9 protein-coding genes are annotated in these 9,850 nt (G+C 68.3%); 7 read left to right on the top strand and 2 right to left on the bottom strand.

Annotated elements, in window-relative coordinates:
- Positions 1 to 85: 85 nt before the first annotated feature.
- Positions 86 to 964: an NAD(P)-dependent oxidoreductase gene (locus tag IT182_02915; protein ID MCC6162279.1), complete on the top strand. Its 879-nt coding sequence runs from the start codon at positions 86 to 88 to the stop codon at positions 962 to 964.
- Positions 965 to 993: 29 nt separating this feature from the next.
- Positions 994 to 2,151 (top strand): lytic murein transglycosylase, encoded by a 1,158-nt coding sequence (locus IT182_02910; GenBank protein ID MCC6162278.1) that lies wholly within the window; start codon positions 994 to 996, stop codon positions 2,149 to 2,151.
- Between the two features lie 22 nt (positions 2,152 to 2,173).
- Here the strand turns inward: IT182_02910 and IT182_02905 are convergent, their stop codons facing one another.
- On the bottom strand, positions 2,174 to 2,656 hold the full coding sequence (locus IT182_02905) for a peroxiredoxin (GenBank protein ID MCC6162277.1): 483 nt from the start codon (positions 2,654 to 2,656) through the stop codon (positions 2,174 to 2,176).
- A gap of 323 nt (positions 2,657 to 2,979) precedes the next feature.
- Here IT182_02905 and IT182_02900 point away from each other — a divergent pair, with 323 nt between their 5' ends.
- The 3 genes from IT182_02900 (at position 2,980) to IT182_02890 (ending at position 7,693) form a co-directional block, all read left to right on the top strand.
- Positions 2,980 to 4,737, top strand: coding sequence for a hypothetical protein (locus IT182_02900; protein ID MCC6162276.1), 1,758 nt, complete (start codon positions 2,980 to 2,982; stop codon positions 4,735 to 4,737).
- A 377-nt stretch (positions 4,738 to 5,114) separates the two neighbouring features.
- Positions 5,115 to 6,527, top strand: coding sequence for a DUF1800 domain-containing protein (locus IT182_02895; GenBank protein MCC6162275.1), 1,413 nt, complete (start codon positions 5,115 to 5,117; stop codon positions 6,525 to 6,527).
- A 2-nt stretch (positions 6,528 to 6,529) separates the two neighbouring features.
- Positions 6,530 to 7,693: a DUF1501 domain-containing protein gene (locus IT182_02890; protein ID MCC6162274.1), complete on the top strand. Its 1,164-nt coding sequence runs from the start codon at positions 6,530 to 6,532 to the stop codon at positions 7,691 to 7,693.
- Positions 7,694 to 7,816: 123 nt separating this feature from the next.
- Here IT182_02890 and IT182_02885 read toward each other — a convergent pair whose 3' ends face one another.
- On the bottom strand, positions 7,817 to 8,887 hold the full coding sequence (locus IT182_02885) for a DUF2891 domain-containing protein (protein ID MCC6162273.1): 1,071 nt from the start codon (positions 8,885 to 8,887) through the stop codon (positions 7,817 to 7,819).
- 28 nt (positions 8,888 to 8,915) lie between these two features.
- Between IT182_02885 and IT182_02880 the strand changes: the two genes are divergently transcribed.
- Positions 8,916 to 9,530, top strand: coding sequence for a phosphatase PAP2 family protein (locus tag IT182_02880; protein MCC6162272.1), 615 nt, complete (start codon positions 8,916 to 8,918; stop codon positions 9,528 to 9,530).
- A 77-nt stretch (positions 9,531 to 9,607) separates the two neighbouring features.
- Entirely contained in the window at positions 9,608 to 9,832 is a 225-nt protein-coding gene (locus IT182_02875) for a DUF433 domain-containing protein (GenBank protein MCC6162271.1), read from the top strand.
- Positions 9,833 to 9,850 lie beyond the last annotated feature (18 nt).

The raw sequence follows: 9,850 nt of genomic DNA, 5'->3' as shown, positions 1-9,850 counted from the left end.
CCGATCGCGAGTTTCGCGATCGGTTGCCGGTTGCCGGTTGCCGGTTGCCGGTTGCCGGTTGCCGCCGCCTGCTACGATCCCCCCTATGCGTATCGCCTTCATCGGCCTCGGCGTCATGGGCGGACCCATGGCCGGACACCTCCAGCGCGCGGGCCACGACGTCTGCGTCTTCAATCGCACCGCCAGTCGCGCCGATGCGTGGGTCGCCGAGTACGGCGGCAGCGCGGCAGCCACCCCACGCGAGGCAGCGGCGGGCGCCGCGATCGTCTGCGCGTGTGTCGGCGCGGACCATGACGTCAGGGCCGTGACGATCGGTGAAGACGGGGCCTTCCACGGGATGTCGCCAGACGCGGTGTTCGTCGATCACACGACCGCCTCCGCGGCGGTCGCGCGCGAACTGCACGCCGCGGCGCGCGATCGCGGCCTGCACTTCGTCGACGCGCCCGTGTCGGGCGGACAGGCGGGCGCGCAGAAGGGTCAGCTCAGCGTGATGTGCGGCGGCGACGCCGAGCCGTACGCGCGCGTCGAGCCGGTACTGAAGGCCTACGGGCGCATGGTGGCGCGCATCGGCGAGAGCGGTGCCGGACAACTCTGCAAGATGTGCAACCAGTTGTGTATCGCCGGGCTCGTGCAGGGGTTGGCCGAGGCGCTGCACTTCGCGGGGCGCGCCGATCTCGACATCGAGGCCGTGATGTCGGTGATCTCGAAGGGCGCGGCGCAGTCGTGGCAGATGGAGAACCGCTGGAAGACGATGGTCGCCGGCGAGTTCGACTTCGGGTTCGCCGTCGACTGGATGCGCAAGGACCTCGGCATCGTCCTCGACGAGGCGCGCCGCAACGGGTCGCGCCTGCCCGTGGCCGCGCTCGTGGATCAGTTCTACGCGCAGGTGCAGGCGCGCGGCGGAAGCCGGTGGGACACGTCGAGCCTGATCGCGCTCCTCGACAAGCCGACCGCGGGTTCGTGATCCGGCGTGCATCGGGCATGATGGTCAGGATGTCCCGCGTCGCGCGAAATCTCGCGATCCTGTCGTGCCTGCTCTGCGCACCGCTCACAACGCGCGCCCAGCCTTCCGCAGGTAGCGTCGGTCCTCTGGGCCCGACCGCGCCAGCAGCGCCGCCTGCCGCACCGCTCCCCAATCCGCTGCCGTTCCCCGAGTGGCTGCAGGGGGTACGTGAAGAGGCGCTCGGTCGCGGCGTCTCCGCCGCGACGATCGAGGCCGCCCTGCGCGACGTTGCGCCGGTGATGCAGATCCTGGAGCGCGACAGGACGCAGGCCGAGTTCACCGAGACGCTCCAGCAGTACCTCGCGCGACGCGTCGGCACGCCGACGATCAGGAGCGGGCGCCAGATGCGGCAGACCCACGCGTCGCTGCTGGAGAAGGTCGGTGCGCGCTACGCCGTGCCGGCGGACGTGATCCTGGCGGTGTGGGGCCTCGAGTCCAACTTCGGGCGCTTCAGCGGCGTGCGCCCGCTCATCCCCACGCTGACGACGCTGGCGTACGACACGCGCCGCAGCGCCCTCTTCCGCGGGCAGCTGTTCGATGCGCTGACCATCCTCGACGCGGGTTACATCGACCTGCCGCGGCTGAAGGGCTCGTGGGCCGGCGCCATGGGACAGCCGCAGTTCATGCCGTCGAGTTACCTGAAGTACGCCGTTGACTTCGACGGAGACGGACGCCGCGACATCTGGTCGTCGCCGGCAGACGTCTTCGCGTCGATTGGTAACTACCTTGCTACCAATGGATGGGTGACAGGACAGACGTGGGGGCGGCCCGTCACGCTGCCGAAGGATGTTGCCGCGCTCGATAGCCAAGCGCCGCTCAGAACCACGGGATGCCGCGCCGTGAAAGGCCTCACGGAGCCACGTCCGTTGACGACGTGGCAGTCACTCGGCGTGCGGACGATCGACGGAGGCGCGCTGCCGAAGGTCGAGATGGCGGGCTCGCTCCTGCGCACGGACTCGGGGACGTATCTCGTATACACCAACTACGAGGTACTCCTCACCTACAACTGCGCGAACGCCTACGCCATGGCTGTCGCGCGGCTCGCCGATCGCATCGGCGACAGCGATCCGTTGCCCACGGCGCGGCCGGCTCGAAAGGCCGCACCGAAGCAGGCGGCCCGGAAGCCGCCTGCGAAGAAGAAGCGCTGAGAGGTACGGGGCCGTCGAGCCGTCAGAGGCCGCAGATGGACTCGGCCGACGACACCGACACCGTGCCGGGGCTGTCCTCGACCTTCAGGTCGGTGACCACGCCGTCTTCGACGACGGCGGCGTAGCGCCTGCTGCGCGTGCCGAGGCCGAAGCCCGACCCGTCGAATTCGAGGCCCACCGCCTTCGTGAACGTGCCGTTGCCGTCGGCCAGCATCAGGATCTTGTCCGTCGCGCCGGACGCCTGAGCCCACGCGTCGAGCACGAACTGGTCGTTCACGGCCACGCAGGCGATCGTGTCGACACCCTTGGACTTGATGGCGTCGTGGTTGGCCACGTAGGTCGGCATGTGCATCTTGTGGCACACCCCGGTGAACGCGCCGGGCACGCCGAAGAGCACCACCTTCTTGCCGGCAAACACGTCAGCGGTACTGAGTTCCTTCACACCTTCCGGCGTCACCGTGCGGAAGGTCGCGTCTGGCAGTCGATCTCCGATGTTCAAGGACATGAGGACAATCTTATCCCGGGCACCGGCAGGCGCGGGTCCTGTCGCCGGACAGCCCCACCCGTCCTCGGCGCGAACAGCCCTTGTACGGCTGACGCGCCTGCGGGCGGGCGGGGCAGCCCCGTCCGGCGCCACCCGCGCCGAGATGCGACGTCTTCACAGAGTCTGAGCCCGTTCGCTCCACCTGCGTCAGTGTTCCTCTCTTCCGATGGAGGCCACGGACTCACTCTTCAGATGGAGGCCAGGGGCTTCAGCCCCTGGCGCGGGCCCGCGAGCTTCACTAAGCTCTTGGCGTTCCTGAACTCCTGTCTTCCTGCGAGAGCCCCATGTCCAGTTCCGTTCTCCGAACCGTCCGCCTGATCTGCAGCATCTGCGTCGTCGTGGCCGTGGCCATCCTGACTGCACGCGTGACGCCGGAGGCCGCGCAGTCGACAGGCGCGCGCATCAGCGTCACCTTCCCCGCGTCGCTCGAGACCAATCGTCTCGACGGGCGGCTGCTGGTGATGCTGTCGACTAGGTCTGGCGCCGAGCCGCGCTTCCAGATCACGGACAGCGCTGATACGCAGCTCGTGTTCGGCGTGGATGTGGACGGCCTCGCGCCGGGCACGCCTGCCGTCGTCGATGCCGCGGCGTTCGGTCACCCGATTCGCAGCCTGCGCGACGTGCCGGCTGGCACCTACACGGCACAGGCGCTGCTCCACCGCTACGAGACGTTCAGGCGCGCCGACGGCCATGTGGTCAAGCTGCCGATGGACCGCGGCGAGGGCCAGCAGTGGAACCTCGCGCCGGGCAATCTGTACAGCACGCCGGCGCAGATCACGCTCGGCCCCAACGCCACCATCGCCATCGTCCTCGACAAGGCCATCGCGCCCATCCCGGAGCCACCGACGACCAAGTACATCAGGCACGAACGGATCCGCAGCGAGAAGCTCTCGCGTTTCTGGGGTCGCGACATGTACCTCGGCGCGCACGTGCTCGTGCCCGAGGGTTTCGACGCGCATCCCGATGCGCGATACCCGCTGATGATCGACCATGGCCACTTCCCGTACACCTTCGATGGCTTCCGCGAAGAGCCGCCGGATCCGGACCTGAAGCCGGACTTCAACGCGCGCTTCAACGTCACCGGCTACAACCGCTATCAGCAGCAGGCGAACCACGACTTCTTCAAGCTGTGGACCGGCCCGGACTTCCCGCGCGTGCTGATCATCAAGATCCAGCATCCGACGCCGTTCTACGACGACTCGTACGCGGTCAACTCCGCCAACGCCGGACCGTGGGGCGATGCGATCGTCGACGAATTGATCCCGTACATCGAGCAGAAGTATCGCGGCATCGGCCAGGGCTGGGCGCGCTTCATGTACGGCGGATCGACCGGCGGCTGGGAAGCGCTCGCAGCGCAGGTGTTCTACCCCGATGCCTTCAACGGCGCGTACGCGGCGTGTCCCGATCCGATCGACTTCCGCGCGTACACGGTGGTGAACCTGTACGAGGACGCGAACGCGTACTACGTCGACAGCCGGTGGAAGAAGACACCGCGCCCAGGCCAGCGCAACTGGCTCGGACACGTGAGCACGACGCTCGAAGACATGAACCTGCGCGAGCTCGCGCTCGGCACGAAGACGCGATCGGGACAGCAGTGGGACGTGTGGGAGGCGACGTACTCACCCGTCGGCAGCGATGGCTATCCGAAGCGCATCTGGGACAAGGTCACGGGCACGATCGACAAGGACGTCGCGGCGTACTGGCGCGAGCGCTACGACCTCGTCCACATCATGCAGCGCGACTGGAACAGCGGCCTCGGCGCGAAGCTGGCCGGGAAGGTCAATCTGTACGTCGGCGACATGGACAACTACTACCTGAACAACGCCGTCTATCTCGCCGAAACCTTCCTGCGAAACGCCACGCCGGCCTTCGGCGGCGAGATCACCTACGGCGATCGCGCCGAACACTGCTGGAACGGCGACCCGACGCGCCCCAACCACGAATCACGCCTGCGCTACCACCAGATGTTCATCCCCAAAGCCGTCGCCCGCATGGAGAAGACAGCCCCGGCCGGAGCGGACCTGAAAAGCTGGAGGTACTGAGGAATGCCGCGATGCCGAGAATGCCGGGAATGCAGGGGGAATGACGAATGCTGAATGCCGAATGACGGATCGGACACGGTAGGGTCGGCCCTCCGGGCCCGACCTCAGGATCTCAGGTGCTCGTGACACCGGCGTTTCCTTCATTCGTCATTCGTCATTCGCCATTCAGCATTGCTCTCCGTCATTCTCGGCATTCCCCGGCATTCGGCATTCGGCATCGCGGCATCCCACAATGGCTGCGCCACAGAATTGCCACGGAATTTTCATTGGCGTCCGGAGGTACGCGGTCCGACGATAGAACGCGTGACAGCGAACTGGAAGGAGAGTCGCGTGACGGCCATCTGTTCCACTCGCTCGAGAGATGCGGAGGTACGTCGATGAACGCCGCGATTCGCGCGTTGAACGGATTCGGGCTGGGTGCGCGTCCCGGCGAACGTCGGCGCATGACCGACCCGCGCAACTGGCTTCGCCGACAGCTCGACGGCGAGGCGCCATTGCTGGCCGCTCCCGCCGCCTCATCGCCCGAGCGCATCACCGCAGCCATTCGCGCATATCGGGGCGACGAGCCGCGCGATCCGGACGTGCGCCGGATGCAGCGCCAGCAGCTGGTCGAGATCGCATTGGCCGAAAGCCGCGCCGCGCTCACGGCGCGCGCCACGACCGATCGGCCATTGGTCGAGCGGCTCGTGGCGTTCTGGTCGAATCACCTGTGTGTGTCAGCCTCCTCCAAGGCACTCGTCGCTCCACTCTCGGGCAGCTACGAGCGCGAAGCCATCCGGCCGTTCGTCCTCGGCCGCTTCGAGGACATGGTGCTCGCCTCGGCACGGCATCCCGCGATGCTGATGTACCTGGACAACTACCAGTCGATCGGCCCCCGGTCGCGAGCAGCGCAGGCTGGCCGGCCACGCATGCCGCGGGGGCTCAACGAGAACTACGCCCGTGAGCTGCTGGAACTGCACACGCTCGGTGTGGACGGCGACTACACGCAGGCCGACGTTCAGGAACTCGCAAGGATGCTCACCGGCTGGACGGTCGGCGGCCTGGCTACGCGAACGGCTCCGCCGCGACGGCCGCGGCCCAACGGTGGACGCCGACCGTCAGTGACCCGTGACGTGACCGAATCCGAGCACCTGGCCTTCGTGTTTCGGGAACAGCAGCATGAGCCCGGAGACAAGGTCCTTCTCGGCACGCGGTACCGAGAGGCCGGCGCTGACGAAGGCGTGCACGCCATTCGGGCGCTGTGCCGGCATGCCTCGACGGCGCGATTCGTCGCGCGAAAGCTCGTGGCGCACTTCGTGTCGGACACGCCGCCGCAGTCGGCCGTCGACCGGCTCGCACGCGTCTTCAGTGACACGCACGGCGACCTGCGTGCCGTGTCGGCCGCGCTCGTCGATCTGCCGGAGGCGTGGACGTCCGACGCACGCAAGTTCCGCACGCCGCAGGACTGGCTCGTTGCCGTGCTGCGTGCATTCGGCGCCAATGACGTGACGGATCGTCAAGTGTCGCTCCTGCGGCAGCTGCGCCACCCCCTGTGGTCGCCGCAGGCGCCGAAGGGGTTCGGCGACACCACGCAGGAGTGGGCAGACCCTGATGCGCTGCTCAATCGCGCCGAGCTGTCGCGTTCGGTCGCGCGCCGCCTGCAAGCGGCGCCTCCCGATCCGCGCGTCCTCGTCGACGTCGTCGATGTGGCTGACGATGACCCGCTGCGACCACTCGTCGCCGACACGACCATTTCTGCCCCCGAACGACTCGCCTTGACCCTCGCATCGCCGGTGTTCCAGTGGAGATAGCCATGAATCGCCGCGCCTTCGTCCGCACCATGTGTCTCGGCGGCCTCGCCACGTTCGGGCGCCCCACCGTCAACTTCGCCCGGGTCCCCAGCAAGGGACGGCTCGTCTTCGTCCTGCTGCGTGGCGGCTTCGATGGTCTGGCGGCGGTCGTACCGTACGGGGATCCGGACTACGGGTCGCTGCGTCCGGGGGCCTCGTTCGCCCCGGCCGATCTCGTCGTGCTCGACGGCCTGTTCGGACTGGCGCCCGGTCTTGCGCCGCTGCGCGAATTCTGGGACCGCAACGAACTCGTCGCGGTCCACGCGATGGCGATTCCTTACCGCACGCGCAGTCACTTCGACGGACAGGCGGTCCTCGAGACCGGCCTCGACAAGCCGATCGGGTCCTCCGACGGCTGGCTCAATCGTCTGTTGCAGGGCATGTCGGGCACGCGTGCGGGCATCGCCATCGCGTCGGGGGTCCCGAGGTCGATGACCGGCCCGTTCAGCGTCCAGACGTGGTCGCCCGCGCAACTTGGTGCAGTCGAAGACGAGTATCTCCAGCGGCTCGCCTCACTCTATCGGCACGACCCCCGGCTCCAGGGCCCCTTCGAGGCCGCACTCCAGCAGCAGGACGTCATCGGCGAAGAACCGATGGCACGCGGCGGGACGCGACGCGGCGCGATCGCGCCGCTGTTGCAGGCCACGGCGCGCATCATGCGAACCGAGACCGGCCCCAACGTCGCGGCACTCGAGTTCAGCGGATGGGACACCCACGCGAACCAGGGCCTGGCAGGCGGCGCACTCGATCGCCTGCTCGGTCAACTCGCCGAGGGCCTCGCGACCTTCCGGACGGAGATGGGCGCGGCCTGGAACGACACGACTGTCGTCGTCATGACCGAGTTCGGGCGCACGGCACGTCTCAACGGCACGCGCGGGACCGACCACGGCACGGCCGGGGCGGGTTTCATGCTCGGGCCCCGCGTGGCCAGGTCCGTCGTTCTGGCCGATTGGCCCGGGCTGTCAGGCCGAGCGCTGTTCGAGGGACGCGATCTGAAGCCGACGCTCGACACCCGCGCGGTTCTCAAGGCCGCGATCGCCGGCACGCTGGATCTGACCCCCGCGCAGGCAGACCGCGTGTTCCCCTCGTCGGCCGCTGCGCCGGGGACGTATCACGTGATGGCGTGAATGCAGGGGAAGCCGAATGACGGACCGGGCAACGGGCAACGGGCAACGCATTGAGTATTCGTCATTCAGCTTTCGGCGTTCCCCCCTCATTCCCGGCATCGCGGCATTCCAGGCATTTCCCTGTCACCGCAGCCCCCGCTGACTCGTGAGGTACACGGCGAACGTGCCGAGCCAGTGGCCGCCGGCATAGTGGGCGCCGGTCACGGCGGCGAGGCCGAGCTCGCGGTGCTTCACGGCCGCCGCCTGCAGCGCGGGCCGGCGCCCATCGTCAGGCGGGAGGGCAGACAGGATGCCGTCGAGCATCCATGCGCGGCTCAGGTTGAGGCCGTCGAGGTGCGCGAGCTTGCCGTCCGTGGCGTCGAGCACGACGCCTGGTTCGAGCCACGATGCATCAGCCGACTCGCGCGGGATGCCGGGCAGGAACGCCGTCAGCCATGTGGAGAACGCGTCGCGTGACAGCACGCGCCGCATCAGGTCGGCTTCCGCCAGGCACGGCGACACGAAGTCCTGGCCCGACGGCTCGTACGCCAGCGGACACGCCGTGTCCTGCAGATAGAACGCCTTCGACCGATCGACGATCAGCCGCTCGAACGCCTCGTGCCGCGTGGCGCGCGCCCAGTCGAGCAGCAGGCCGAACGCGAAGGCCGTCTGCGAGTGTTCGCCCGTGCGAATCGGCTTCGTGAGCTTCGGCAACCAGTCGGTGAACCGCGCCACCGCTTCGGTTTCGAGCGGTGCGAGGTGCGCCGCCCACTCGCGCGCCGGCGGACTCTCCCACTCGCGCAGCTCCATCGTGAGTTGCAATAGCCACGCGAGACCGTACGGCCGCTCGAACTCCTGACGTCCGGGCACCGACAGATACGCCAGTTCGCCTGCCACGCCCGCCGCGGTGATGTTCTTTGCGAGCGCCGCTTCGGCGCGGGCGGCAAGCGGCGTCCCCGGGTAGAGCCGCGCGACGCGCGCGAGCAACCAATGGCCGTGTACGGCGGAATGCCAGTCGAAGCACCCGTAGAACACGGGCGTCAGTACGCGCGGCGGCTTCGCGTCGGCGTCGCCGGCCATCGTGTGCGCGATCTTGTTCGGGTATTCCTGGTGTACGCACGCCAGCGCGAGCGCGGCCAGCGTCTCTGCCTGCGCGAGTTCCATGGGCGGCGTGGCGAGTTGCAGCGACAGCAGCACGGGCCACATGCCGCGCATGATAAGTCACTGCATTTAGAATCTGCGCGTGCCAAAGTCCACGTCTCGCCGGCCCTGGTGGCTGCCTCTGCTGCTCATCGCCGTCATCCTGCCCCTCGCCATGCTGACGTCACGGCTGCCCGGCGACCCGCAGGTCACCCGTGCCATACAGGGTCTTGGTCTTCCCGCCGCCCCCGCAGCCTGGATCACGTCTCTCGCCGGACAACCGGTGGTCTTCGGCGTGCTCGGGCTCGGACTGGCGCTCGCCACCTGGCGCGGTCGCCTGCGCGCGTTCGTGGTGACGGCCCTGCTGATGCTGGTCTGGTGGTACGCCGGCGAACCGCTCAAGCACCTCGTGCAGCGTCCGCGCCCCACGGCCGACCTTGTGGAGGTCGTGCGCCAGTCGAGCGGCTTCTCGTTCCCGTCCACCTTCGCCACGGCGTGGTTCAGCGCGTGGCTGCCCGTGGCCATCTACGCATGGCGCACGCGCCAGCGCGAGGCCGGCCTCGCCGTCTCGCTCGTGGCCTGGCTGCTCGTGATTGCCGGCGCCTGGGCGCGCATCCGCATGGGCGCGCACTGGCCGAGCGACGTCCTGATGACGCTGGGACTCGTGTGGGCGACGTTCGCCCTGCTGGAAACGGCTGTCCAGCGGCTCGATTCGTAACCCTTCAGCAACCACCGGCGGGTGAGGCACCCGACTGCGTTCGTGCCACCCGTCCAGTGGTAGTCTGAGTGGACGCCATGACCACGCTTGCCGATCGCATCACCGTTGATCCTGCTCAGTGCGGCGGCCGTCCCTGCGTTCGTGGCCTTCGCATCCGGGTCACGGACGTCCTCGACCTGCTGGCAGCGGGTCTGACACCGGAGGCCGTCATCTCGGAACTGCCGGATCTCGAACTCGAGGACGTGTCTGCCTGCCTCCGGTTCGCGAGCCGTCGCCTGGCTCACCCGATCGTCGCGGCGTGACGCGTGCGGCGTGGTGTC

Source organism: Acidobacteriota bacterium (assembly GCA_020845575.1).
GTDB lineage: Bacteria > Acidobacteriota > Vicinamibacteria > Vicinamibacterales > Vicinamibacteraceae > Luteitalea.
The sequence above is the reverse complement of the archived record's forward strand: the minus strand, read 5'-3'. Positions and strand labels throughout refer to the sequence as shown.

Coding starts and splice junctions, on each gene's coding strand:
- IT182_02915 (MCC6162279.1), top strand. CDS start 86: ATGCGTATCGCCTTCATCGGCCTCGGCGTCATGGGCGGACCCATGGCC.
- IT182_02910 (MCC6162278.1), top strand. CDS start 994: ATGTCCCGCGTCGCGCGAAATCTCGCGATCCTGTCGTGCCTGCTCTGC.
- IT182_02905 (MCC6162277.1), bottom strand. CDS start 2,656: ATGTCCTTGAACATCGGAGATCGACTGCCAGACGCGACCTTCCGCACG.
- IT182_02900 (MCC6162276.1), top strand. CDS start 2,980: ATGTCCAGTTCCGTTCTCCGAACCGTCCGCCTGATCTGCAGCATCTGC.
- IT182_02895 (MCC6162275.1), top strand. CDS start 5,115: ATGAACGCCGCGATTCGCGCGTTGAACGGATTCGGGCTGGGTGCGCGT.
- IT182_02890 (MCC6162274.1), top strand. CDS start 6,530: ATGAATCGCCGCGCCTTCGTCCGCACCATGTGTCTCGGCGGCCTCGCC.
- IT182_02885 (MCC6162273.1), bottom strand. CDS start 8,887: ATGCGCGGCATGTGGCCCGTGCTGCTGTCGCTGCAACTCGCCACGCCG.
- IT182_02875 (MCC6162271.1), top strand. CDS start 9,608: ATGACCACGCTTGCCGATCGCATCACCGTTGATCCTGCTCAGTGCGGC.